Genomic DNA, 23170 nt, shown 5'->3' on the forward strand with positions numbered 1-23170 from the left:
CAGCACTCTCGGGTTCAGATGGGGAACTCGCCGTACCAGGAGCGCTGGAGGATGTGTTTGGGCAGGTAGTCCGAGCTGAGGTCAGGGGTGAAGTCGGGGGCGATCTGGTTCATGTCGTGGGCGAGGCAGGCGACTCCGACGAGGGTCAGGGGTAGGGCACCGTTGAGGTCTTTGGTGCGTTCCTGGTCGGCGGTGTAGTAGCCGTGGAAAAGCTGGATTCCCTGACCGAAAGCCTCGTCGAATTTATCAGTGTCGAGCTGGGCGAGTCGGTAGAGGGCGTTAATCGGGGGGAAGACAAACGCGTCCAGTTTCTCGGGACTGCTGATCGAGGCATGCTCCGGTTGAGAAAGTCGCATGGCCTCGTAGAGGTTGTCGGCAAGTTCGGGGCGGTTGAGGATGTAGTCCTGGATGGCGGTGATCCAGGGGTAGACGTAGTCGTCGTATCCTCCGCTTCCGCTTTCTCCTGCCTCTCTGAGGAAGGAAGCGGGGATCTGGCACAGGGAGTGGACGCGTTCTTCGTCCCGGCAACTGACGGCGAGGAAGAAAGCAGTGATCCATGTTCCCGCGTCACAGCTGGGGCTGGGTCCGATGGCTTGCAAAGTGCGGGTCTTGTCGTTGATGAGGCGTTCGATCGTCTTGCCCGGTGGCGTGGTGGACATGGCAAGGAGAGCTTCGGACACCTGCATCCAGGTGGTCCAGGACTCCCAGGTGTACAGCTCGGAGGCGTCCGGGTCCATGGCCAGACAGATCTTGGCGCTGCGTGCCAAGCTGTTGAGGGATATGTCAACGGAGAAAGGAGCTTCAACCAGTCCCGCAACCGCGGATTCGCGCTTCTTCTGGATTTTTTCCAGGTGGCGCTTGTAGGCAGGGAGACTCGTTTCATGTCGGGGAAGTGATGGCGTCATCTGTTCTACTCCTCCCGGGGCTTTTCGATGTAGTCTGGTAAAAGGAAGAGATTGCAGCCGAGGCCCAGTGTGGTTGGTGGGATCTTGCTTCCTTGAAAAGTCGTGATAAGTGAGACGAAGTGCCTGCCTCAGCCTCCGCGGGCAGAATTTGCTTCTTCGAGCTTTTCGCGCAGCCAGGTCGGCGTGAATTCCTCGGTTCGGGGGAAAATCCTCACATCCCTGGTATACTCGCGAAGATTTACCCCAAAGAGAAGATTGGGAGGATCTTCGTAGTTGAATTCTGATCTGTACTTCCCGTTGCTCCACAGTTTCAGGTCGAAGGAAAACCATGTTCCCTGATTCTCCCTGAACATTCCTGCTCTGAGTTTCATGCACTTCATTCCAGAGTCGACCGGGAGTTCAGTCCTGATGATCCCCCCGGCTTCCTTCTCGACCTCGATGTATTCTTCCATGCAGAGGCCCATGATTCGTACGTGATATATTGCCGCTTTCCAGTCTTCGGGAAAGAACCTCGGAAGGCTGGAGGCGATAGCGTTTATGGCCTGCTGCTCTTCGAGCGGCCCCATGTAGCCTTTTTTGGTTCCGTACAAGTTTTACCCACTAATCAAGTATCTGGCTCTAAGACGGGGAACTCGCCGTACCAGCTGCGCTGGACGAGATGCTTGGGCAGATATCCGGACTCGACCTCCAACCGGAAGTCGGGGGCGACCTCGGCGGTGTCGTAGGCCAGGCAGGCCATGGCCAGGAGGCTCAGTGGAACTGCACCCATGATGGTGTGGGACCTCTCTGCGTTGGCGGTGTAGTAGTCACCGTGCAACGCCAGTCCCTGAGCCAACGCTTCGTTGAACTTGTCGCTGTCACGCTCTACCAGGCGAAGGAAGGTGTTCATGGGCGGGAAGACGAGCTTGTCGAGGCTTTCCGTGTCGCCGAAGTCGACCTGGTCGGGGGTAGACAGCTCCATGGCGGCGAGGAGTTCTTCGCCGAGTCCGGGTCGGTTGAGGACGAAGGCTTGGAGGGCAGAGATCCAGTGGTAGGTGAAGGGGTTGTACCGGGTCCCCCTTCTTTCGCCTGATGCACGAAGCAGGTCGACTGGGATCTCGCACAGTTCCCGATAACGTTTCTGGTCGCGGCAGATGACCGCCAGGAAGAAGGCGGTCGTCCAGTTGCTGGCGTTCGTAGAGGTCTTGGGTCCGGTGGCCCTGGTCCGTCGAATCTCGTGGTTGACCATCAACTCAAGATCGATACCCTGCTGATTGGTTTGTACTGTGAAGAGGGCATGGTGCATCTGCATATCAGCGGTCCACGCTTCCCAGGTCTCCAGGCGTGACACCTCCGGATCCGCTGCAGTGCTGAACATCACGTCCATGTGCAAAGTGCTCAACGCGAAATCAATGGACTCCGGGTTCGACTCCAGGATCAATGACAATTCATTGCGGTTTTCTGTGCTCAACTCCCAACGATTCTCATCAACTCGGCCTGTGAGGTCGTGTCCGGGGATATACAGAAGATTGTCTTTTTGGTGGGGTATTAGGGTGTACCGAGTCCCGGGTCGGGTCAGGTAGACGCAATCGTGTGATCACCTACGTCAGAGCTTTGACCGACCACTGGTCACAACCAGGGTGCAGGACGTTCTTCCCCTGTTTCGGGATCCGTCAGGAGCTTGGTAGGCTCAAACCTCTCCTCTCTGACGATGTTGCAGTGCTCGTCCAGTTCACGGTCAGTGATCCTGTTACCCAGAGCGTCATAGATCGTCTCCCGGAGGAGCCGACCCTCCTCGTCCCATTCGTGCCAGGGACCCACCGCTCCGTGGGGATGGCGGCGCATGCCCTGTACGACGAGCTTTCCGTTTTCTGCGCAGACCAGGACCGGACCGTCCTCCACCCCCTCGAAAAGGGTGCGGATCTCCGTACGGCCGTCCTCTCGGGTGATGGCCACCTCTCCCGTGAAGGGAGACCCGGCAAGGTACGTGACGCCTTGTTCGTTTTCGGGAGTGTCCAAAACTTCCGGGGTGACCCTTTTCATTGATACCCTTGCTCTTTATCTGTTGAAGTTGAGTGGTCTTCTTTTGGCCTAGGACTTGAAGGGTCACCTCCAGCGCAAAGGGCCTCGCTTTGCTATGTCGATAGGCCGGTTTCCTCGGAGTGCTTCGCGTATTTCCTCTCCTAGTATTCTTCCAGTTTCGTCCCATTCTCTGATGATCCTGATGTTGCCTGCAGCGTCGAAGACATGTTCTCGGATGAGATTTCCTTCCTCATCCCAGAAATGCCACGGACCGACTGCGCCGTGGTGTCTGCTCATATTTCCCTGGATCAGAAGCTGTCCTTCTGTGTTCCAGGTTAAGCGTGGCCCCTCTTCTCGACCGTCGATATATGTGGTGAGCTCGACGGGGACGTCAGCATCGTACTCGATCGCTCGTCCTGTGAACGGTTCTCCATTCAGTAGCGCGTTCGTGTCGTCGGGATAGTCCAACTCTGCTTCGTTGACTTCTTGCATCAAGTGCTCCTTCTGGGGAGATGGTTCCTGGGATCCCCGGCGAGATACCACAGCTTTCGCATTCTCGGGCTCGGGGCTCCGTCGGTCATTCTACTGCAGTTGGCACAGCACGGTGCCTTCTTGTCCTCTTCGATCTCCTGTTCTGTCTTCGGCTCTGATGGTGGAGATTGCGGGTTATTGTTGCTGCCCTGTGAGATGTCGTCCTTGAAGATGAATCGGTTGTCGAGCTGGAAATCGCTTATTCTGGCGTCTTTTCTTGCCAGAAGCAGTTCGTTGATGGCCTTCACTTCTGCATGTCGAAGGGGGTGGTCCCAATGCGGATGGATCATTTCACTGCCATCGCGATCTAAGTATTCCCCTTCCTCCTCCATCTTGTCCATCCTTGTCTTCAGGGCAGGGTGAAGTTCGCTAGGCTTGATCTGCACGCTCGAAGTTCTTCCATTAAAGCCCTCGGCGATTATTCCTGTTCTCCTGTCGATGACAAGCGAGTAGACGCCTCCCTTGCGTCCGCCCAGGTCGGCTCTGCTGATCTGAGTGAGAGTGGCTGTTTTGAGAGGGGATTTCCCTGGAAGGCTCTTACTCAAAGAAGATTGGTCAATGAGAATCTTTGGTCTCTTTTTTCCGTCAGTGAAGCTTTTGATATCGATCTCTCGTTGCTGAAGCCTCTCCAGGAGGAAGTGTGTCAGGTCTCTTCCATCAACTCTGCTAATAAGCCCGTCGTCGTCGAGTTCAACTCGTGACATATCCAACTCTTCGAGAATACTGCCACGAGTGAGGTCAGGAGGAATTTGTTGGCGTTGTCCATCTTGAGTAATGGGAGTTCTGTTGGGTTCTGGGAGATTTTCCAGGATTTCCTGAGAGTAAGAATCGATGATTGATCGCGACCATTCTCCCTCTGGGGGCTGATCGTTGGTCGGATTCGTCTCGGATTTGTTATCTGGCATCTCCTCGCCAGGGGAATCGGCGTTCTGCTCGCCCTTATCTATAAGGAGATCAGCGTCGATAGCCGGTGTTGCTGACTCGTGCATGCCTGGCGAGTCTGCCCCGGGAGCGGTGTGAGATTCAGCCCCTTGGTGCGCAGGTGACTGCTCTGCCTTCTGTTGGGAAGCTCTGTCGTTCTCAGCGCGGGGATTTGTGCTGTCGTCGGCACCATTCTCGTGGGAGAGAAAGCGATTTCGCTCCGTGCCGGTGACCTCAGAACTCCGGTCCCTCGAGTCTGAGCCCTGACCGTTCTCTGTTCCTTCGCTCAACTGGTGGGAATAAGTTTGATCGCCGATGGAGGTCAGGTCGACCACCCGGTCCGGGGCCGACACGGGTGCATCGCGCTCGGCGGTCAGGGTGTCGCCGTCGTCCCGTCCGCCCACACGGGCCAGAACCCGGTCACCGGCGGCCTCCGGCCCCTCCGGGCGGTCCGGTTCGATCTCGTTGGCCTCCCAGGAACCGCCCCCGCCGTCCGGGTCGGTCTTGGCCTCGCGGTCGACCTCGTCGATCCGCTGCTGGTTGTCCCGCACGGACTCGCGACCGACCTCGGCCAGATCCGGGTGGTCGACGATGTCCCAGAACGCCTCGCTGTCGGCCAGCTGCTGGGTGGTGGGATCGACCGCCCGATCCGGCTCCTGGTCGTCGCGGTCGTTCCTCGGCTGTGCGGGGCGACCGGGCTGGCCGGGCCGCCCCCCGGGGTCCGAGGAGTCGCTGCCGCCGGAGGCGGACGACCACCGGTCCAGATGGGTCTGCAGCTCTGTCAACTGCGCGGCGCTGTAGTCACCCCGGTTGAACGAGCTCGCGTCCAGGCTCGCGATCGGAGAGGTCAGCCCTCCGTAGTTGGGGACGCCGGCGGGCAGGTCCACGTCCACGTCGACACCCGACCCGCCGTCGGAGCCGCCGCCGCGTCCTCCCATGCCGTCGACGATGGCCATTCCGCGCCAGGCCATTAGCGGCACGCCCACGACCGAACCCACGCCCGTCGCGGTCAGGGCGGCGCCGCCGACCATCGCGACGATGTTGAGCGCGGCGGTGCCGATGACGTACCCGGGGCGCTCCCCCCACTCCTCCCAGGGCACGACCGAGTGCGCCAGGTCCTTCCACGCCGAACCAAGCGCCTCCCCGCCCGCCCAGCCCCAGCTGTCGGACTCGCCGTCGTACATCCCCGCCAGGGACGCCAGGGACTGGACGTTGGTCTCGTGGTACTCCCACAGGGCGTCACCCCAGGAGGCCTGGAACCAGCCCTCGGAGCTGTGCATACCGAGCATCGCGCCGGTGCCCTCGACCGCCCCGACCCCGAAGTCCCACACGGCGTGGCCCGCGTCGACCCACCAGTGCTCGTCGGTGGTGGCCCCGCCCATGTCCCACTCGGTAGCCAGGCCCGACAGGCTCTCCTCGTAGCCGTGGTAAAACACGTCGGGGTCCAGGTCGACCCCACCGGGGGGCATCGCCTCGAACCCGGTGCGGTCGGGGACGAAGTAGTTGATCTGGTTGGCGCAGTCGCGCTCGGCCTCCTCGTAGTCCTCGATGATGCGGGTGCCCTTGTCGATGAGGCGGGTGTTCTCCTCGACATCGGGGCTCTTGCCGACACCGAAGAATCCGGCCACGCCCTCGGCCTTGTCCCACTCGTCGCCCTTCGCGTCGATGCGGGCACGGAACTCGTAGGCCTCGGTGCGCAGGGTGGACCAGCGGGACTTGATGCCGCGCAGGTCCTCGGCGAAGTTCTCCAGCGCGTTCGCGGCGTTGTTCAGACCGGTCAGGACCTCGTCGCCGTCGCCGGCCACGGGGCCCAGGACCGTGTAGAGGTGCTCCGCTTCCGGGGCTTTGTAGCTGGAGGTGAGCGCGCCCCAGGACGAGTTGATGTCGTTCCCGGTGTCGGCCACCGACTCGCCTGCGGTGCGGAGCCCGCCGGCGAGGCTCTCGATGTACTCGGGGGACGGGGTGGGGATGGGGAACGTCGCGGGACTGATCTTTTCGTCGCTGTCGGTGAGCATGGCGGTCTGCTCGGCGGTGGTCAGAGGGGTGGTCGAGGTCGACAGGTCAGGGGCTGGGGGCACGGGTGTACTCCGGGGGAGGGGCCGGGGGCGGGCCGGTCAGGGGTCAGAAGGCTTGGGCGGTCTGCCCCGGGCCGGGGGGAGGCGGAGGCGGGTCGGGGATGACACCCGCGTTCTGCTGGGCTTCCAGCGCCATCGTCTGGTTTCCCTCGACGTAGGCGGTGGTGGCCTCACTGGTCTGCCGGACGGCGTTGGAGGTCAGCGCGAGCATGTCGCCCATGAGGCCGAAGTAGTGCCCGGCGAACTCGCCCAGGGCGATCCCGATGGGGTTGCTGTTGATGTGGGTGCTGAGGGTGGTGACGCGCTGCTCGATCGTCTCCATGTCACCGAACAGGCCGTCGGTCCCGCCCTCCTCGCCGAGGTAGGACATGGTGGTGGTGAGTACGGTGCCGACCTCTGAGGGCTCGATGTCCCAGGTGGTCATGGTGTCCTCCGGTCACTGGTCACTGGTCATGGGTCACTGGTCACGGGGTCGGGTCCGGGTTCGCGGGCGGAAGTTCTCGGGGCGGAACACGTCTGTCTCGTCTGCGGCACCGGGTTCCGGACCCGGGGAGACCTCTGCCCGGACGCCTTCCGCCCGGGTGGCCTCGACGGTGTGGAGCAGCCGGTTCAGCGCCGGGCGGACCCGCGCGAAGTCGGTGCGGGCGCGCAGACGCATGTACTCGGAGGACTGCTGGAGCCTGAGGACGTGGAGCGGCACGGAGGGTTCTGCCGTCGGGTCCTGGCCCTCTTCCGGGAACCGGGCGTCGGGGGGCGGCGCCTCACCCTCGTGACCGGGGTTCACGTGGTCGAACTTCACCGGGGGTCCTCTCCTGAAAACGTCGCCGCGTCGGACACCGGGAGCGCTGCCTCTCTCGACGTGCGGGACAGGCTTTGCGCGGCCCGTCCGATCGTCAGAGCCGGTGCTCACCGTTCGAAGGAACCGACGTACGGAATGTAGGCATAGTTCCTTTTTAGCGTGCTTCACCGACACCCGAGGGAAGCGGTCACGCGGGGGCTATTCCCCTGCGGCGCCGGGCCTGCCGGTGCCCGCTCGGCATCGGCTCAGGTCAGGAGGGGACAGCGGACGGGAGCCGGGCCGCAGGCCCTCCCGGGCCTGTGGCCCAGGGCACACCCGCGTGGCCGGGAGCGGCCACGCAGAAGGGGCGGAGCCGATCGGCTCCGCCCCTCGCGTACTACTCGTTGTCGGTGTGCCACGCGTCCCGAAGGCGCCTACGGGGTCCTCGGGTCCTGCCGGACCCTTTCCTCCCTGACGACCTCCACCCTGGCCTGCTCCTCCTCCGCGTCCTGGTCCTGAGCGCGGACCTGGGTGCGGTGGTACTCCTCCTGACTCACGTCGGGCAGGATGCCCTCGTGCTTCAGGGCGGGCTCCCCGGGGTGAGCGGGAACCACGTGTTCCTGCTCGTCGCCGGGTCGCGGCGGGGTCTCCCCGATGGGGATGACGGTCGCCCCGGGTGTCTGCGCGGCCTGTGTGCTCTGGGCCGTCGGAGCCACTCCGGCGCTCCGCGCGTTCAGCGTGGAGGCGCGCCCCACGCTCCGCAGCAGGGTGATGATCGCGATGCCCGCGACCAGGTTGATCAGCGCCGTCGCGATCTGGCTCGGCACCTCGGCGCCCTGACTGAACGGGGCCACGGCCGCGATCGCGGTCGCCAGACCGACGATCCAGCCGAAGAAGGTCCCCGCCTTCGGGGCCGAGAGCAGCAGCAGGTGCATCAGAGCGGTGGCGAGCAGGGCCGCGACAGCGGCCATGAGCGCGTAGGCGACGGTGCTCGCGTCGCCCAGGTTCCCTGCCTCCTCCGGTGCGAGCACCGGTATGTCGAACACCCCGCGGAAAACCAGGGCGCCCGCGAAGATCACCAGTGCCGCGACCACGGCGGTGGCGAGGCCACCAGACCACAGGCGCGTGGTGTTGACGGGTCTTTCACTTCCGAACTCGGTCATGCCGGTACCCCCAGATACGGCGTCGAGCCGGTCATACCCTGCATCCTTCCGTTTACTACGAGTGACCATGAAAAACAGCAAAGCTCCTGGTCATTCGGTATAAATCAGCATGGGACCGATAAGTCCGAACTCGGTCGCAGGCCACATACCCGCAGCTCCACACGGGTAACCCACACGTGGAACACTGGTGTACATGGCTCACTTCGCGCACGCTCGCGTCGACCTGGACGCGCTCACCTCCAACGCCCGCCTGCTCCGCGAGCACGCGGGCGGCACCCCGTTGATGGGGGTGGTCAAGGCCGACGGCTACGGGCACGGGATGCTCCCCGCCGCACGCGCCCTGATCGCGGGCGGCGCGACCTGGCTGGGCACGGCCCACATCGGTGAGGCCCTCGAACTCCGCAGGGCCGGGATCACCGCCCCGGTCCTGGCCTGGATCATCCCCCCGGGCGAGCCCGTCGGCACGGCCGTCGAGGCCGACATCGACCTCGGGGTGAGCGACCAGGCGGTCCTGGACACCGTCGTCTCCGAGGCCCGCCGCCTCGGCCGCACCGCCCGCGTCCAGCTCAAGATCGACACCGGCCTCAACCGGGGCGGGGTGAGCGCGGCGGACTGGGCCGGGCTCGCCGAGTCCGCGGCCCGCGCCGAGGACGACGGCCACCTGCGGGTCAGCGGAATCTGGTCGCACTTCGCCTGCGCGGACGAGCCGGGACACCCCTCGATCGCCCTCCAGCTCTCCGCCTTCCACGAGGCACTGGAGATCGCCGACAAACTGGGGCTGACCCCCGAGGTCCGCCACATCGCGAACTCGGCCGCCCTGCTCACCCTCCCCGAGACGCGCTTCGACCTCGTCCGCAGCGGGATCGCGAGCTACGGGCTGTCCCCTATCCCCGGTCTCTCGGTGCCCGGACTGCGGCCCGCCATGACCCTGCGCTCGCGCGTCGCCCTCACCAAGCGGGTGGGGGCCGGAAACGGGGTCTCCTACGGTCACCGCTACGTCACCGACCGCAACACCACCCTGGCCCTGGTCCCGCTCGGCTACGCCGACGGCGTCCCCCGGGCCGCCACCAACAAGGGCCCCGTCCTCCTCGGAGACCGCGTCCGCACCATCGCGGGAACAGTCTGCATGGACCAGTTCGTTCTCGATGTGGGGGACGACGAGGTGGAGGCCGGTGAGTACGCGGTACTGTTCGGCGACCCGGGTCAGACTCCGGGCGTCCCGACCGCGCAGGACTGGGCCGCCGTCTTGGACACGATCCCGTACGAGATCGTCACCAGGGTGGGCCCCCGGGTCCCGCGCGAGTACGTCGGCCACGGCGCCTGACCGGACACACAGAACCGGTCACAGACGCCCCCCACCCCGCCTAACCTGGGTGAAGAGGTCACTTCCGGCACGCCCCGCCGCAGGGGCGCCCCGGCGGGGCCGATTCCATGCGGGCGACGCCCCGCGGCGCGGTCCGGCACGTCCTCACCGGACCGCCCCCGGACCCGGCGTTGCCCGACACCGACCGACCACATCCCAACACGAGCTGCGAGCCCGATGACAGACGTGACAGCACCCACCGTGTCCACCGTCCGCGAGGTCACCGCCGCCACGGACGACGCCATGCGCGCCCTCGGCCGCGACCTCGCGGCCCTCACACGCCCCGGCGACCTGCTGATCCTGTCCGGGCCGCTCGGCGCGGGGAAGACCACCCTCACCCAGGGCCTCGGCGCGGGTCTGGGCGTGCGCGGTTCGGTCACCTCCCCGACCTTCGTCATCTCCCGCGTCCACCCGTCCCTGGTGGGCGGCCCCGCCCTCGTGCACGTCGACGCCTACCGGCTCGGCGGGCCGGACGAGATCGACGACATCGACCTCGACATGACCCTGCCCGACTCCGTCACCGTGGTCGAGTGGGGCGAGGGCGTCGCCGAGGAGCTGTCCGAGGACCGGCTGGAGATCCGGATCGAACGGCACCGCGACGACACCCGCACCGTGCACCTGCGCGCCGTCGGCGCCCGGTGGGCCCACGCCGACCTGCCCCACACGGCCCCGTCCGGCCCCCCGCCCGCCCAGGACGGGCCTCCGGGAGCCGCCGCGGCCGACGGCACCCGCCCCGACGAGGAAACCCCGGCCGACGCTCCCAACGACCCGCCCGGCGCCGACGCCGGGCTCGGATAGGCGGAAAAACCCGTGCTGCTCCTGGCCTTCGACACCGCCACCCCGGCGGTCACCGCCGCGATCGGGGAGAGCGCCCCCGACGGGGCGTTCACCCTGCGCGCCAGCGCCTCCTCCGTCGACGCCCGCCGCCACGGCGAGCTCCTCAGCCCCACCGTCCAGCGGCTGACCGAGGAGGCCGGGATCACCCTGGCCGACCTGGACGCCGTCGCGGTGGGCATCGGCCCCGGCCCCTACACGGGGCTGCGGGTCGGGCTGGCCACCGCACACGCCCTGGCCGACGCGCTCGGCATCCCCTGCCACGGGGTCACCACCCTGGACGCGCTCGCGTTCGCGACCGGACGCGCCGAGCCGTTCCTCGCGATGACCGACGCCCGCCGCAAGGAGGTGTTCTGGGCGCGCTACGACGACCGACTCACCCGTGTGGGCGAGGTCCAGGTCGCCAAACCCGCCGAACTCGACACCGGCGGACTGCCCCTGGTCGGCGGAGGCGCCCACATGTACGCGGAGGTCCTCGGCGCGGGTGCGGGCGACCCCGAACCGCTCCACCCGGACGCCGCCGCCATGGCCGAACTCGCGCTGCTGCGACTGTCCCAGGGCGTGAAGCTCCCCGAACCCCAACCGCTCTACCTGCGCCGCCCGGACGCGGTGGAGCCCGGAGCCCCGAAGAAGGTGCGCCAGTGGGTGAAGTGAACGACAGCACCGACCGGACGCCCGGCACGGTGGGGTCGAGCGCCGTTCGCCTGCGCGCCATGACCAACGACGACGTCCCGGCGGTCATCACGCTGGAACGCGCCCTGTTCCCGCTCGACGCCTGGAGCGAGGACATGCTCCGCGACGAGCTGGCGGAGGCCACCCGCCACTACGTGGTCGCCGAGACCGGCGACACCGTCGTGGGCTACGCGGGGCTGCGGTTCGTACCCCCCGAGGGGGACGTGCAGACCATGGCCGTGTCCGAGCAGGTCTGGGGGAGGGGGATCGGGAGCGCGCTGCTCACCGAACTCCTCGACCAGGCCGCCGCCCGGGGCGCCACCCACGTGTTCCTGGAGGTGCGCTCGGACAACCCGCGCGCCCAGGACCTGTACAAGAGGTTCGGCTTCGTGCAGATCGGTGTCCGCCGGGGCTACTACAACGGGGCCGACGCGTTCGTCATGCGACGCGTCGCGGAGAAGAGGACCCATGAGTGACCTGCCGCTGATCCTGGGGATCGAGTCGTCCTGCGACGAGACCGGCGTGGCCCTCGTCCGCGGCTGTGAGCTGCTCGGCGACTCGGTCGCCTCCAGCGTGGACCAGCACGTCCGCTTCGGAGGGGTCGTGCCCGAGGTCGCCAGCCGTGCACACCTGGAGGCGATGACCCCGACCGTCCACAGGGCGCTGGACAACGCCGGGGTCAAGCTGTCCGACGTGGACGCGATCGCGGTCACCGCCGGCCCCGGCCTGGCCGGAGCCCTGCTCGTGGGCGTGTCCGCCGCCAAGGCGTACTCGATGGCGCTCGGCAAACCGCTCTACGGCGTCAACCACCTCGTCGGCCACGTGGCCGTGGACCAACTGGAGCACGGGCCGCTGCCCAAGCCGGCGATCGCCCTGCTCGTCTCCGGCGGCCACACCTCCCTGCTGCTGGTCAACGACCTGGCCACCGACGTGGTGTCCCTCGGCGACACCGTCGACGACGCCGCGGGCGAGGCCTACGACAAGGTCGCGCGGCTCCTCGAACTGCCCTACCCCGGCGGCCCGCCCATCGACCAGGCGGCCCAGCGCGGAAACCCCAAGGCCATGCGGTTCCCGCGCGGCAAGTGGGGCGACGGCACCTACGACTTCTCGTTCTCCGGCCTCAAGACCGCCGTGGCCCGCCACGTCGAGGACGCCGACCGCCAGGGCCTGCCCCTGGTGGTCGCGGACATCGCCGCCGCCTTCCAGGAGTCGGTGGTGGACGTGCTGACCCGCAAGGCCGTGGACGCCTGCGTCGAGCACGGGGTGCGCACCCTGGTCATCAGCGGCGGGGTGGCGGCGAACTCCGCCCTGCGCGTGCTAGCCGAACAGCGCTGCCGGGAGGCCGGGATCGAACTGCGCGTCCCCCGCCCCCGCCTGTGTACGGACAACGGCGCGATGATCGCCGCCCTGGGCGCCGAGGTGGTGGCCGCGGGGCTGCCGCCGTCGGAGCTGGACCTGGCCACCGACACGTCCCTGCCGGTGGAGTCCCCGCTGGCGACGTAGACGGCCGGTCGCACGGGACGCGACGGACGGAGTGGGGGGCGGGACGCACACGCGTCCCGCCCCTCGTGTGTCGCCGGGTTCGCGCACGGGGGGATCCTCCTCTGCGGGTGAAGGTGCGGGAGTCGCGGGCCGGACGGGGAAGTGCCGCGATCCGACTCGGGGAAACAGGCCTCGATGTCAGGTTCGATGCCTTATGGTGGCGGCTGTCGGGCACACAGCGGCCCGGGAGACGACCCTGTCGGCGAACGTACCGCCGCCTTCACGCAGACACCGCGAACCCAGTCAGCACAGCCAGCGACTCAGGAGATCCGCAGTGACCCGTTCCAGCACCGTCCTCATCACCGGCGCCACCGACGGCCTCGGTCTCGGACTGGCCCAAGCCCTCGCGGCCGACGGCGCCGACCTGATCCTGCACGGCCGCAGCCAGGACAGACTCGACCGGATCGCGGCCCGGATCGAGGCAGACGGCGCGGCCAGGCCCCGCACGGTGACCGCGGACCTGGCCGACCTCGACCAGGTCCGCCGCATGGCCGCCGAACTCCGCGCCTCGGAGAGCCGTCTCGACGTCCTGGTGAGCAACGCCGGTATCGGGGCCGGGGAGCCGGACGGGCGTACCCGCCGCACCAGCACCGACGGCCACGAACTGCGCTTCGCCGTCAACTACCTCGCCGGTTTCCTGCTCACCCTCGAACTCCTGCCGCTGCTGCGCAGCTCGGCCCCGGCCCGCATCGTCAACGTGGCCTCCCTCGGCCAGGCCCCGCTCGACTTCGGCGACCTGATGCTGGAGCGCGACTACGACGGCACCCGGGCGTACCGCCAGAGCAAGCTCGCCCAGATCATGTCCGGTTTCGAGCTGGCCGCACGGCTGCCCGCCGACGAGGTCACGGTCAACAGCCTCCACCCCGCCACCTACATGCCGACCAAGATCGTCCGGGACATGACCGACCACAGCGTCGACACCCTGGAGCAGGGGGTGGCCGCCACCCGCCGACTCGTCACCGACCCGGAGCTCGCCGGCACCACCGGTCGCTTCTTCAACGGCACGGGCGAAATGCGCGCCAACGACCAGGCGTACGACAGCCGGGCCCTCCACGATCTGTGGGAGGCGAGCCTGGAGCTCACCGGCGCCAAGAGCCCCTTCTGAAGGACCGACCGGAACCGTTGCCGGTGTGACGGGCGGGCCTGGGCGCCTTCCGGCACCCGGCCCGCACCGGCGTCAGACGGAGGTGAAGACGTAGGGGCGCAGGCCGGCCGGGACAGCGGCGGGGTCCGCGTCGAACTCCGCCCACACGCTCGTGCCCAGGTCGCCCCACGGTCCGAGCGGGTGGTGGCCCCACCTCCGCGACAGGTTCTCGACGAGCAGCAGGCCCCGCTGCCCCTCGGCCCAGTCCCACTCGTCGTCGCTGCGTTCGACCGGGACGCGCGGCATGCCGCCCCCTCCTCCGGAGTCGCTGACGGAGAGGCGCAGGGTGGCGTGGTCCGGCATGGACAGCGCGCGCAGGACCTCCCCGTACCCGGTACCGGAGTCGGTGTACTTGAGCGTGTTGGCGAACAGCTCCGAAAGGCACAGCTGGAGGGTCGCGACCAGGTCGGGGTCGAACCCGGTGAGGTCGTGCGCCAGGTCCGCCCGGACCAGGGCGAGTTCGCTGAAGTCACCGGAGTACATGCGGTGCTCCCAGTGGACGAGGGGGCTCATGCGGCCACGCTCCTACGGTCCTGCTGGTCGAGCCAGACGCGGGTCAGGCGGGTGAAGGTGCGCCAGTCGTCGGGGTCCTCGCAGTTCGGTGAGGGTGCGCGTGGGGCGGGGACCGGCACGGGTTCGGCGGCGAGGAGGTCCCCCAGAGGGGCGGATGCGCGGGACCAGCGGCGCAGGCGTTCGGCGGCCTCGGCCCCGACGCGGTCGAGTTCGCGTTCGTGGGCCTCGAAGTAGGGCCGGACGAGGGCGAGGTCGTCGGCGGGGAACCGCTCGTGCGGGGGCGTCAGGAGGCGCGCGGGAGGGAGCGGCTTCGGGTGTCCGGTGGCCGGGGCGACCCGCGGGGGAGGCGTGGTGGCCTCGACCGGTGCGGGAACGGGCGCGTAGCGGCGGACGCGGGTGGACCTGCGGCGACGGCGTCCGGTGGCGGAGGCGTGGCGTCCGCGCGGGGGCGTGAGGAGGGCCGTGAGCGGGCTGAGGGCACGGCTCAGAAGGGCAGCGCTAAACTGGCGCATGCTGGCAATTCCTTTGGTTAAAGGGTGGAAGTTGCTGGCCACGGCCCCGGGCGGTTGTTTCCGTCGCGGGGCCATTTGTGGGTTGAGTTGTGTGTTCGAGGCCAGATTAGGGGGAGGGGGTCGGGGGTGGGCGGAGTTTTGGCAAAGTAGTGAGGGGAAATTTGGGGCGGACTGGATTCTCCCAGGTGAGGGCGGGTGTCAGAACCTTTCTCGCAAAAGTGGTGAATGGCTCTTTTGGGGCAGAAAACACGAAACGGCCCCCGTGCCCAGGTGCTGGGACGGAGGCCGTTGTCGGGCGAACGCGGCTAGCGGTCGCCCTTGACAGTCGCGAGGAAGCCGGACCAGGCGGGGCTACCGAAGCTGAGGTGCCCGAGGTCGCGGTTCTGGGTGTCGCGGACCAGGGTGGCGGCCGGGCCCTCGGCGACCTCGACGCAGTCCTGGTGCGACCCTCCGCTGTAGCTGCTCTTGTGCCACTGGACGTCACTCATGGCGGGAATCCCTCAATCGTCTCTTCGACCAGCCGCAGCGACTGCCCCGGATTCATGGCCGCTGCCTGCAGGCGGTGGAACCTCAGTTTGAACTCTCCCACGGCGTCGGCGTCGTGCACGAACTGGCCCTTGTAGGCCGACTCCGCGTACACGATCTCCCTTTCGGGGGAGGGGTCGAGCACCTTGAACGGGCCTACCAGACCGGGATGCAGGGGTTCGTCCGTGATCTGCAAGGTTATCCGTTCGCTCCTCGCGAGAGCATGGATGTGCTGGAGCTGCTCGCGCATGATCGGCCCGGAATCGATGGGATCCAGCAGAACCGCGCGCCCGATCACCACCATCATCACGGGGGTCTCCGCACTCTGGAAGCGCTCACCGCGCGCGATCCGTTCTCCCACGCTCGTCTCGGTCCTGACCGAGGGCTCCCACGGGGTGACCGCGCGCATGACCGCCGTCGCGTAGCGCGCCGTCTGGAGCAGCGAGGGAACCAGGAACGGATGGAACTCCAGGATGGACGCGGCCTTCTTCTCCAGGTCCTCCATCTGACCCAGCCAGGGGATCTTGCCCGCCCTGGACAGGTCGTCCCACAGCCTCGCCAGTTCGTCACCGGTGCCCAGGACATCGTCCAGGGTCGCGAGCACGTCCTCGGTGGGGGAGGTCCGGCCGCACTCCAGGTTGGACACCGCCGAACCCTTCACGCCCAGGGCCCGGCCCAGCGTCTCCTGGGTCATTCTGGCGGTGTCCCGGCGCTCCTTGAGAACCACACCCCACCGCTCGCGGACATCTGTGCTCGCCTTCGTCATGCCTGATATTTGCACACCCGAAATGGACAAAATGGTACTACCGTGATTTTCGTTCACCCGATGGATTTTCGCAAGAACTCCATCCGTAGGAATGGACTTTCGCAGAAACACCAGAGGAGGAGGCGGAGGGCCCGACCCGTTGCCAAACTGACGGATGACGGCGAAGCGCAGGTCAAAGGAGTGATAGCGATGAACGACGGTCAGGGGCGCGGCGGCGCGCTGTGGTGGGCGGAACTCCCCCGGAGGATCCCGCCGCGCGTTCCGGGCGTCCGCATGGTGAGTTGGGGGTCGCTGCCCGAACAGGTCGCCTCCGCCCGGCACTGGTGCCGGAACGGGACCAGGCTCAGCTACGACCGCGCCTACCCGCTGATCGCCATCCTGACGGAACTCCACACGAACGCCCTGCGCCACAGCGCCTCGGGGCAGCCGTGCGGACGGGTGCGCATGGAGATGGCGGAGAGCCAGGGGAGCTTCCGGATCGCCGTGACCGACGACGGTGCGCGTGCGGGTGCGCCCCACAGCGTCCCCGAGGTGGGGGACGGTTTCGGTCTGCGCCTGGTGGAACGGCTCGCCACCGACTGGGGCTGGTCCGGTACCCCCGGACACCCGCTCACCGTGTGGGCGGTCGTCGACCCGCGCGCACCGCTCGGGTCGGACGAGGCCGGTCCCGCTCCTGTCCCGAACCGTGCACCCGCTCCCGGAGGCCGAGCCCCGGAGGTCCCCGCGCAGCGCTCCGCCGGGTGACGCCGGCCAGACCGGGAAAGGGGGAGGGAGAAGTCGAGGGGAGGGCCGTGAGCACGGTCCTCCCCTCCTTTTCTGCACGCGATGCCCGTCCCCGCCACCCCCCTGGCCGCTTCCGGCCATGCGAGGAACCCCGTTGCAGGTCAGGGGGACTGCCCGCTCGGCCCGTCCCCGGACCTGGATATCTTGGGGTCCGGTAATCGGCTGAATACGACTGATACTTCCGGCTGTGCCAGAACGTATTCGCAGCTCAGAACAGGGAAGTGGGTGAGCCTGTGTCCGGTGGCACTGGTGTGAACGCGGACGACGCCTATGCGGGCGGCTCGGCATCGGCAGACGCGGCGGCCCGGCTCCGGGATTTGCCGACCGACTTCGACGAGGCGATCCAGGCAGCCAAGAGCGCGGTGAGTTCTCCGCCGGGCGTGACGGGGTGGAGCGCCTTTGGCGCGGACCACACGCAGCACATGGTCGACGTCAAGGAGCATGCGAGGACCCTCGCGGAGAACATCCAGGACGGTTCCTATGAAGCTGCCGTGACGGACATCGAGGCAGCGGAGGAGTACCACATCCCCATCAACGGCCCCCAGTTCAACTAAGAGCCCCCTCACACCCCCTTAGATCCCCAGTTTTGGAGTTCCCCGTGTCCGCGCTCAACTACACCCCCTGTGATATCGACCGAGGTGTTATCGCATCGGCCAGAACCACCTTCGAGGAGTTGCACGCCGCGATCAGCGGGCGATCCGGCGAGTACAACACCATCACCCAGCCCGTGGGATTCGAGTTCACGGACCTGATCGGTGAGGGGCTGAGGAGTTCCGCCGAGGAGAACCACTCCTCCTGGAGCAGTTCGATGATGGCGTGCACCCACGCCTATGGCGTGCTCGACAAGGTCAGTACGGACGTCCAGTGGTACGAGAACAAGATCGAGGAGATTGAGGGAGAGCTCGACGCCGCCCTGTCCAACAACGCTGAGCCGGACGACCCGAACATCGTCCAGCAGATCATCGATTCCCACGATCTGGACGCCGAACAGGCGTGGCGGGATCTGGAAATCCGATGCGGCGAGTCCGAGGATCTGCTGAGCGGCGGCCCGACCCCGGGAAACATTCGTGCGTTGGCTGAGGGCGGTCACTTGGGAGAGTACGGCCTCATCGGGTTCTACACCACCAATGACCTGGACTACTTCTACGTCGATGAGAGCCAGGCGGAGACGATCGCGATCCACATCGAGAACGCGGTCCTGCACGGCTATGACGGAAGCATCGAGGCTCTCGAAGACAACCCCGAGTACCTCGCGCTCATCGGGAACATCGTCTCACGCGCACAGACCGCGCAGCAGAACGGGGACCAACTCCTGGATGGGGAGATCGAGTTCCTGGAGACGCTCTTCGGTGATCTCAGCGCCGTCAACAGTGACGACCCTGGATTTCTCAACTTCATGGACCAGGTTAACTCCAGCGAGCACATCAGTGACTCGCTGAGGGGGGACATCAGCCGCAACCTGGCAAACTCCATGCTCTTGCTGTCCGACGAGAACATCGGCGGCGGCATGGACAGGATTCCTCAGGACGTCATCGATGTCATGGATGTTCCTGAATTTGCTGATGTCAATAGCCTCCACCATGAATCGGAACTCACCGGGTTCATGGACTCCTACAGTGACTGGGGAGGTCCATTTGCGACTTTGAGTACCTTCCTTGACAGCGCCGGTCCTGGCATCCAGGGCGGAACCGAGTTCTCTACCACGCTGATGGGCACCGTTGCCGCCACACTCGACGTCCCCTACTTCGGTGGCGAGCCCGGGAACGAGCACTTCCAGAACGTCATCGAGGTTGCCTCACGCAACGACGAGGCGAACTACATCATCCTGACGGGTGAGGACTTCGAGGGGAATGAGTTCCAGCACCACGAGAGCCACGGGGACCTGACCCCGGAGAAGATCCTGGAGACCTTCTACACCCACAACTGGCCCGACGACGGCGCCGCGGTGAGCGGCATCACCGACTGGATCGGCCAGAGCCGGGGCGTGGACGTCGGCGAGGTCACCGACGAGATCCGGGGGACCGCTCTGGCTAGCCTTCTGGAAACGATGGAGAACCCTGAATTCCAGGAGGCTATATTCGCGACTGGCCACAGTGTCAACGAAAGTGTAGGTGAAGGGGATGCTGAAGAGGAAATCCTTTGGATGGATGTGTCGGCTGGTTTCCTGAACGGAGAGTTGGCTGATGGGCTTGGTGATGTCTTCATCTCATACATGAATGAATTTTCGGATTCAGATGGACTTCCGGGAAACAAGGATGTCTCTCACGGCTGGAATGAAGAGCTCGGGCGAGTTGAACTTTCGGCGGAGAGTCGGTTGGCATTCACCCAGTTTATTATGGGTGACCCAGATGCGGCTGCGCGAGTATATGGTGAGGTTTCCATGCATACGGCGGAGGGGATGGAAGGTTACGCGGACAGTAGTGGTGAAAGGGATCACACGCCCACAGTGCTGGCGGGAAGCCTGCAGGGGCTTGTCGATAATGCACTGATGAATGAAAGTGCGATTCGATCGGACGTTCATAACGATGCTGCGGCTTACCATAACAAGGTAACGAGTGCGGCTGTGGATGTGATTGGTGGCCTTGCCGGGGACAGGAACGTTTCCGGATTCATCGTCGAGATGGCAAAGTTTGCCGCCAAGGAGTCCCTGTCGATTCCCGAGAATCCTGAGGGAACCAGAGTTCCCGTTGTTGAAGATTGGGCTCATGATGAGAAATTGATGGGATTTGCTATATCTGCTGCGGCAAATGCTGATCCTGATCTTATGGAGGAGCTTGTGGAGGTAGGTGCGGTGAAGGAAGACGGTGGGGGGAGTCAGTATGTTCCTGTGGATCATGCGCAATGGGATGGAAAGAATTCGGACGGCACCTTTCAGACCGTCTTTGACAGCTTGGATGAGAGGCCCTGGCTGGATGGTGAGGGGAGTATGGCGAATGCGGTCAACAATTACTTGAGTGCATTTGATAGGACTGGGGACAAGTGGGAATCAGTTTCCGTATGGAAGCCTGAGGGCTAAGCGGCTCGCAGTATGATTTGACCCTATCGATCTGGAAGTTCCGTGCGAATTATATTCTCTATTTTCTTTCTCATGGTTTTTCTCGTTGGGTGTTCTTCTCCAGGGCACCAGGTCACGGAATCCGTCGTTGAGCTGGACCACCGCACATCCGTGAGCGAGGTCGCGTGGGAGTGGGGTACCCCTGACAGTTCACGGTTGGCGGTGTTCCCGGTGCCTGGCGGTGTGGCGGTCTTGCAGACAGCCGGAGTCGTTGTTCTGTCCGGGGAAACCGGTGAGGAGCTCTGGCAGTACCAGGTCTCAGAGGGGGAGGTCTCGGGAAACGTCTCCGACAACGGTCGTTACGTCGTGCTCCGGTGGGAGCGGAACGGCGGGGAGGACACGGGCGGGGCAGAGCTGATCATCCTGGACTCGGGAACCGGTGAGATCGTGCACGAGTTCGACTCCACCGACATCGAGGCCGTGGAACGTGTCGGCTGGATGCCTCAGATCGGAGAGTCCCTCAGCGGTGTCACCGGCGACGTGTGGGTTGTCCAGGACGAGGACGGGTTGACCGCCCACCAGTTGGAGGACGGTGAAGTCCTGTGGTCGTCGGCCACGGGCGACCTGGCCCGGTGTGCGGACGTCGGATCCGTCGACGACCTCGCCGTCCTCGACGACGTCGTGGTCGCCGCCTTCACCTGTTACGAGCAGCCGGAAGGCCAGGAACCGGTCGACATGACGGAGGGACAGGAGTTCGCCTCAGGGCTGGTGGGGTTCGATCCCACCACCGGTGAGGAACTCTGGCGGTCCGAGAGCCAGATCGGTTTGTTCCCGGCAGACTCCCACAGCAGAGTGCTGACGGTTCAGGGCAGAGGTCTGATCGTTGTCGAATACCCCTACGAAGAGGTCCGTCAACTGGTCGACCCCTCCACCGGTGACGTGACGGATCTCGGACGGAACGACGTCCTGTGGTCGAATTCCGACGGCTCGGGACTGGGGGTCTGGCACGCCGAATCCAGGGACTATCGACGTGAGGATCGTTCTGGTGAGGTTCTCGCGAGCCTCGTGGAGGAGACCGGCGCCGCGCCCGCACCGACTGTCAGCGGAGGCGGGTTCCTTGGCCTGGAGGACGGAGTCCTGTACCTGGCGGAGGAGGTCGAAGGAGGGGCGGATACGCCTATGCTGGCCTACTTCGCCGGCTTCCAGGGTGTTTCCGAGATCACGGTCGACTGGGATGCGCAGAGGACGGAGGTCCACGACGCCGAGTCCGTGCCGGGCGCCGTCGCGGTTTCCTACACCGATGGCGAAGGACGGAGCGGTGTCATCGGGCTGCGCTAGAGGACGGCCGGGGCGACTGTGCCCCTTGGACGCGGCGTGTCACAGCTGCCATCCTCGCGGCCGCTGCCATGAGACCTGAGGTGAAAGCGTGATGCAGGGCCGTTGGGGGTACGCGCTTGCCGGGCTCGCCGCGGTAGTGCTGGGAACGGGGTGCGCGGCTCAGGGCGAGACGGTGGCGGATGCCGAGGTGGCCGACGACGCGCGGGGCGCATTCACCATGGCGGAGGTCGAGGCGGTGGAGGAGTTTCTGGCGGATGACCCACGGGGGCCTGTCACGGAGTTGCTGGCCACCGGCTCCGGGGTGCTCGCCCTGTTCGACGACCAGGTGGACGGAAGGTCCCCGGACCCCACGCGGTTGGTCGTCTACCAGTGAGGCGGGTTCAGTGCCCGTCGCGCGCCACCGGTGCCCCGGAGACTCCGGGCCGTACCGGGACATGACGATTCTGAAAGGGCCCTCCCTCATGAGACACGGGGTACCCGTCGCCGCTGTGGCCACTTTCCTCCTCACCTCCTGCGCGTCGATCGGGGACCAGACCGGTCCGGCCGGAGCCCCCGAGGAGATCAGGGACCTCGACCGGCCGACCTCCGTCAGCCGCGTGGCGTGGACATGGGAGGCACCCGAGGGCGTGGCCGACCTCGCCGGTGTCCATGCCGTCCCCGGGGGCGTCGCCGCTGTGGTGGACGACGGGGTGATCGGTCTCTCGGGGGAGAACGGCGGCGTCATGTGGGAGCACAGGGTGCCTGGGAGTGAGGTGTTCGGTGCGGTGGCGGGCCAGGGGCGGTACTTCGTGCTCCAGGTCCTGGACTCCGACGACACGGAGGCCCCACCGAGGATGGTCGTCATCGACCTCTCGACGGGGGAATCCGTCCACGACTACGAGCTCCGAGACGGGGACAGCGCGTCCGGGCTCGTCCGGGGAGGGCTGGGCAGTGTCACCGGTGAGCATTGGATCACGGTGGAGGACGATGAGAACCTGGTCGCCCATGAGTTGGGCAGCGACGCGACCGCCTGGTCGGTCCCGGACGTGGCCGGGTGCGACGACGTCGGCAGCGTCGACCGGACCGCTGCGACGGATGACGTTCTGGTGGCGGCCTTCACGTGCTACGAGCAGCCCGAGGGTGAGGACCCGGTCGAGATGACCGAGGGGCAGGAGTTCGTGTCGGGGTTCGCGGGGTTCGACCCGGCGACGGGTGACGAACTGTGGCGGACAGAGGCCTCAGCGGGCATGTTCCCCGCTGACGCGCACGAACGCGACCTGACGGTCCACGAGAGCGGACTGGCTACCGCCTACTACCCCTACGACCAGGGAGGCCAGGTCATCGACCCCGCCACGGGTGACGTCGAAGCCCTCGACGGGGGAGAGGTCCTCTGGTCCAGCGAGGACGGCTCCCTTCTGGGGGTGTGGGACGGGAGTACGCGCGGCTACCGGATCCAGGAACTCGGGGGAGACGTGCGTGCGAGCCTGGGGGACGAGCGGGTCGGCGCGGGCACGGCGATCGTCAACGCGTTGCAGGGAGACATCGAGACGGTCGGGCTGGAGGGTGGCCTGCTCCACATGGGCGACCTGTTCGAGGGCGGGACGGGCGAGACGGAGCTGGCCGCCTTCGAGGGCTTCGAGGAGACCGTTCCGGTCACCTTCTCGTGGGAGGCCGAAGCCTCCATGGAACTGGACCAGACCGTCGCCGTGCCGGGCGCCGTCGCCGTCTCCTACATCGACCACTCCGGGAGCAGCGGCGTCATGGGTCTGCAGTAGGCTCGCCCGGTCCCAGCCCACGCACGGCCACGGGCGCCGGACCGGGGGACCCGAC

24 protein-coding genes and 1 pseudogene are annotated in these 23170 nt (G+C 66.2%); 13 read left to right on the plus strand and 12 right to left on the minus strand.

The window, feature by feature from the left end; translation table 11 throughout:
- Positions 1-14: 14 nt before the first annotated feature.
- From ACFWTE_RS06155 to ACFWTE_RS06165, 3 genes are all read right to left on the minus strand, one after another.
- A complete protein-coding gene (locus ACFWTE_RS06155; RefSeq protein WP_378778241.1) occupies positions 15-905 on the minus strand; it encodes an immunity 49 family protein in 891 nt (296 codons plus the stop codon).
- A gap of 128 nt (positions 906-1033) precedes the next feature.
- The gene (locus ACFWTE_RS06160; RefSeq protein WP_378778242.1) at positions 1034-1471 is read right to left on the minus strand and encodes a hypothetical protein; all 438 of its coding nucleotides are present in this window, start codon (positions 1469-1471) and stop codon (positions 1034-1036) included.
- Between the two features lie 38 nt (positions 1472-1509).
- Complete coding sequence (locus tag ACFWTE_RS06165; protein WP_378778243.1) at positions 1510-2355, minus strand: immunity 49 family protein; 846 nt, start codon at positions 2353-2355, stop codon at positions 1510-1512.
- Positions 2356-2477: 122 nt separating this feature from the next.
- On the opposite strand from ACFWTE_RS06165, the gene ACFWTE_RS06170 reads away from it, so the two are divergent.
- Entirely contained in the window at positions 2478-2930 is a 453-nt protein-coding gene (locus tag ACFWTE_RS06170) for a hypothetical protein (RefSeq protein WP_378778244.1), read from the plus strand.
- Between the two features lie 60 nt (positions 2931-2990).
- Here the strand turns inward: ACFWTE_RS06170 and ACFWTE_RS06175 are convergent, their stop codons facing one another.
- The 5 genes from ACFWTE_RS06175 to ACFWTE_RS06195 form a co-directional block, all read right to left on the minus strand.
- A complete protein-coding gene (locus tag ACFWTE_RS06175) occupies positions 2991-3398 on the minus strand; it encodes a toxin-antitoxin system YwqK family antitoxin (protein WP_378778245.1) in 408 nt (135 codons plus the stop codon).
- Positions 3398-6373: a hypothetical protein gene (locus ACFWTE_RS06180; protein WP_378778246.1), complete on the minus strand. Its 2976-nt coding sequence runs from the start codon at positions 6371-6373 to the stop codon at positions 3398-3400. Before ACFWTE_RS06180 ends, ACFWTE_RS06175 begins: the two co-directional genes overlap by 1 nt.
- Before the next feature lie 106 nt (positions 6374-6479).
- Positions 6480-6857, minus strand: a complete 378-nt coding sequence (locus ACFWTE_RS06185; protein WP_378778247.1) for a DUF6507 family protein — start codon at positions 6855-6857, stop codon at positions 6480-6482.
- Positions 6858-6890: 33 nt separating this feature from the next.
- The gene (locus ACFWTE_RS06190; protein WP_378778248.1) at positions 6891-7232 is read right to left on the minus strand and encodes a hypothetical protein; all 342 of its coding nucleotides are present in this window, start codon (positions 7230-7232) and stop codon (positions 6891-6893) included.
- A gap of 413 nt (positions 7233-7645) precedes the next feature.
- Entirely contained in the window at positions 7646-8374 is a 729-nt protein-coding gene (locus tag ACFWTE_RS06195) for a DUF6069 family protein (protein WP_378778249.1), read from the minus strand.
- Between the two features lie 193 nt (positions 8375-8567).
- On the opposite strand from ACFWTE_RS06195, the gene alr reads away from it, so the two are divergent.
- From alr to ACFWTE_RS06225, 6 genes and pseudogenes are all read left to right on the plus strand, one after another.
- Positions 8568-9698, plus strand: a complete 1131-nt coding sequence (alr, locus tag ACFWTE_RS06200; RefSeq protein ID WP_378778250.1) for an alanine racemase — start codon at positions 8568-8570, stop codon at positions 9696-9698.
- A gap of 216 nt (positions 9699-9914) precedes the next feature.
- Positions 9915-10406: pseudogene (tsaE, locus tag ACFWTE_RS06205) on the plus strand (tRNA (adenosine(37)-N6)-threonylcarbamoyltransferase complex ATPase subunit type 1 TsaE); the annotation flags it as partial.
- A 141-nt stretch (positions 10407-10547) separates the two neighbouring features.
- Positions 10548-11225 (plus strand): tRNA (adenosine(37)-N6)-threonylcarbamoyltransferase complex dimerization subunit type 1 TsaB, encoded by a 678-nt coding sequence (gene tsaB / locus ACFWTE_RS06210; RefSeq protein WP_378778251.1) that lies wholly within the window; start codon positions 10548-10550, stop codon positions 11223-11225.
- 59 nt (positions 11226-11284) lie between these two features.
- Positions 11285-11719, plus strand: a complete 435-nt coding sequence (gene rimI, locus ACFWTE_RS06215) for a ribosomal protein S18-alanine N-acetyltransferase (RefSeq protein WP_378778299.1) — start codon at positions 11285-11287, stop codon at positions 11717-11719.
- Positions 11712-12746, plus strand: coding sequence for a tRNA (adenosine(37)-N6)-threonylcarbamoyltransferase complex transferase subunit TsaD (gene tsaD, locus ACFWTE_RS06220; RefSeq protein ID WP_378778252.1), 1035 nt, complete (start codon positions 11712-11714; stop codon positions 12744-12746). The genes rimI and tsaD overlap by 8 nt, the downstream gene beginning before the upstream one ends.
- A gap of 313 nt (positions 12747-13059) precedes the next feature.
- Positions 13060-13890, plus strand: a complete 831-nt coding sequence (locus ACFWTE_RS06225; protein ID WP_378778253.1) for an SDR family NAD(P)-dependent oxidoreductase — start codon at positions 13060-13062, stop codon at positions 13888-13890.
- A 72-nt stretch (positions 13891-13962) separates the two neighbouring features.
- Here ACFWTE_RS06225 and ACFWTE_RS06230 read toward each other — a convergent pair whose 3' ends face one another.
- From ACFWTE_RS06230 to ACFWTE_RS06245, 4 genes are all read right to left on the minus strand, one after another.
- Positions 13963-14442 (minus strand): ATP-binding protein, encoded by a 480-nt coding sequence (locus tag ACFWTE_RS06230; protein ID WP_378778254.1) that lies wholly within the window; start codon positions 14440-14442, stop codon positions 13963-13965.
- Positions 14439-14954 carry a hypothetical protein gene (locus tag ACFWTE_RS06235; protein ID WP_378778255.1) on the minus strand — a complete coding sequence of 172 codons (516 nt, stop codon included), beginning with the start codon at positions 14952-14954 and terminating at the stop codon, positions 14439-14441. The genes ACFWTE_RS06230 and ACFWTE_RS06235 overlap by 4 nt, the downstream gene beginning before the upstream one ends.
- Before the next feature lie 305 nt (positions 14955-15259).
- Positions 15260-15442, minus strand: coding sequence for a DUF397 domain-containing protein (locus ACFWTE_RS06240; RefSeq protein WP_378778256.1), 183 nt, complete (start codon positions 15440-15442; stop codon positions 15260-15262).
- Entirely contained in the window at positions 15439-16245 is an 807-nt protein-coding gene (locus ACFWTE_RS06245) for a helix-turn-helix domain-containing protein (protein ID WP_378778257.1), read from the minus strand. Before ACFWTE_RS06245 ends, ACFWTE_RS06240 begins: the two co-directional genes overlap by 4 nt.
- Before the next feature lie 189 nt (positions 16246-16434).
- Here ACFWTE_RS06245 and ACFWTE_RS06250 point away from each other — a divergent pair, with 189 nt between their 5' ends.
- From ACFWTE_RS06250 to ACFWTE_RS06275, 6 genes are all read left to right on the plus strand, one after another.
- On the plus strand, positions 16435-16989 hold the full coding sequence (locus ACFWTE_RS06250) for an ATP-binding protein (RefSeq protein WP_378778258.1): 555 nt from the start codon (positions 16435-16437) through the stop codon (positions 16987-16989).
- 290 nt (positions 16990-17279) lie between these two features.
- Positions 17280-17582: a hypothetical protein gene (locus ACFWTE_RS06255; protein ID WP_378778259.1), complete on the plus strand. Its 303-nt coding sequence runs from the start codon at positions 17280-17282 to the stop codon at positions 17580-17582.
- Between the two features lie 44 nt (positions 17583-17626).
- Entirely contained in the window at positions 17627-20044 is a 2418-nt protein-coding gene (locus tag ACFWTE_RS06260; RefSeq protein ID WP_378778260.1) for a hypothetical protein, read from the plus strand.
- Between the two features lie 42 nt (positions 20045-20086).
- Entirely contained in the window at positions 20087-21361 is a 1275-nt protein-coding gene (locus tag ACFWTE_RS06265) for a PQQ-binding-like beta-propeller repeat protein (RefSeq protein WP_378778261.1), read from the plus strand.
- A gap of 91 nt (positions 21362-21452) precedes the next feature.
- The gene (locus ACFWTE_RS06270; RefSeq protein WP_378778262.1) at positions 21453-21734 is read left to right on the plus strand and encodes a hypothetical protein; all 282 of its coding nucleotides are present in this window, start codon (positions 21453-21455) and stop codon (positions 21732-21734) included.
- A gap of 115 nt (positions 21735-21849) precedes the next feature.
- Complete coding sequence (locus ACFWTE_RS06275; RefSeq protein ID WP_378778263.1) at positions 21850-23115, plus strand: PQQ-binding-like beta-propeller repeat protein; 1266 nt, start codon at positions 21850-21852, stop codon at positions 23113-23115.
- Positions 23116-23170 lie beyond the last annotated feature (55 nt).

This window comes from Nocardiopsis sp. NPDC058631, from assembly GCF_042716955.1.
In the GTDB taxonomy this organism is placed as follows: domain Bacteria; phylum Actinomycetota; class Actinomycetes; order Streptosporangiales; family Streptosporangiaceae; genus Nocardiopsis.

Coding starts and splice junctions, on each gene's coding strand:
- ACFWTE_RS06185 (WP_378778247.1), bottom strand. CDS start 6,857: ATGACCACCTGGGACATCGAGCCCTCAGAGGTCGGCACCGTACTCACC.
- ACFWTE_RS06195 (WP_378778249.1), bottom strand. CDS start 8,374: ATGACCGAGTTCGGAAGTGAAAGACCCGTCAACACCACGCGCCTGTGG.
- ACFWTE_RS06180 (WP_378778246.1), bottom strand. CDS start 6,373: ATGCTCACCGACAGCGACGAAAAGATCAGTCCCGCGACGTTCCCCATC.
- rimI (WP_378778299.1), top strand. CDS start 11,285: ATGACCAACGACGACGTCCCGGCGGTCATCACGCTGGAACGCGCCCTG.
- ACFWTE_RS06240 (WP_378778256.1), bottom strand. CDS start 15,442: ATGAGTGACGTCCAGTGGCACAAGAGCAGCTACAGCGGAGGGTCGCAC.
- alr (WP_378778250.1), top strand. CDS start 8,568: ATGGCTCACTTCGCGCACGCTCGCGTCGACCTGGACGCGCTCACCTCC.
- ACFWTE_RS06270 (WP_378778262.1), top strand. CDS start 21,453: ATGCAGGGCCGTTGGGGGTACGCGCTTGCCGGGCTCGCCGCGGTAGTG.
- ACFWTE_RS06155 (WP_378778241.1), bottom strand. CDS start 905: ATGACGCCATCACTTCCCCGACATGAAACGAGTCTCCCTGCCTACAAG.
- ACFWTE_RS06245 (WP_378778257.1), bottom strand. CDS start 16,245: ATGACGAAGGCGAGCACAGATGTCCGCGAGCGGTGGGGTGTGGTTCTC.
- ACFWTE_RS06250 (WP_378778258.1), top strand. CDS start 16,435: ATGAACGACGGTCAGGGGCGCGGCGGCGCGCTGTGGTGGGCGGAACTC.
- ACFWTE_RS06230 (WP_378778254.1), bottom strand. CDS start 14,442: ATGAGCCCCCTCGTCCACTGGGAGCACCGCATGTACTCCGGTGACTTC.
- tsaD (WP_378778252.1), top strand. CDS start 11,712: ATGAGTGACCTGCCGCTGATCCTGGGGATCGAGTCGTCCTGCGACGAG.
- ACFWTE_RS06175 (WP_378778245.1), bottom strand. CDS start 3,398: ATGCAAGAAGTCAACGAAGCAGAGTTGGACTATCCCGACGACACGAAC.
- ACFWTE_RS06160 (WP_378778242.1), bottom strand. CDS start 1,471: ATGGGGCCGCTCGAAGAGCAGCAGGCCATAAACGCTATCGCCTCCAGC.
- ACFWTE_RS06235 (WP_378778255.1), bottom strand. CDS start 14,954: ATGCGCCAGTTTAGCGCTGCCCTTCTGAGCCGTGCCCTCAGCCCGCTC.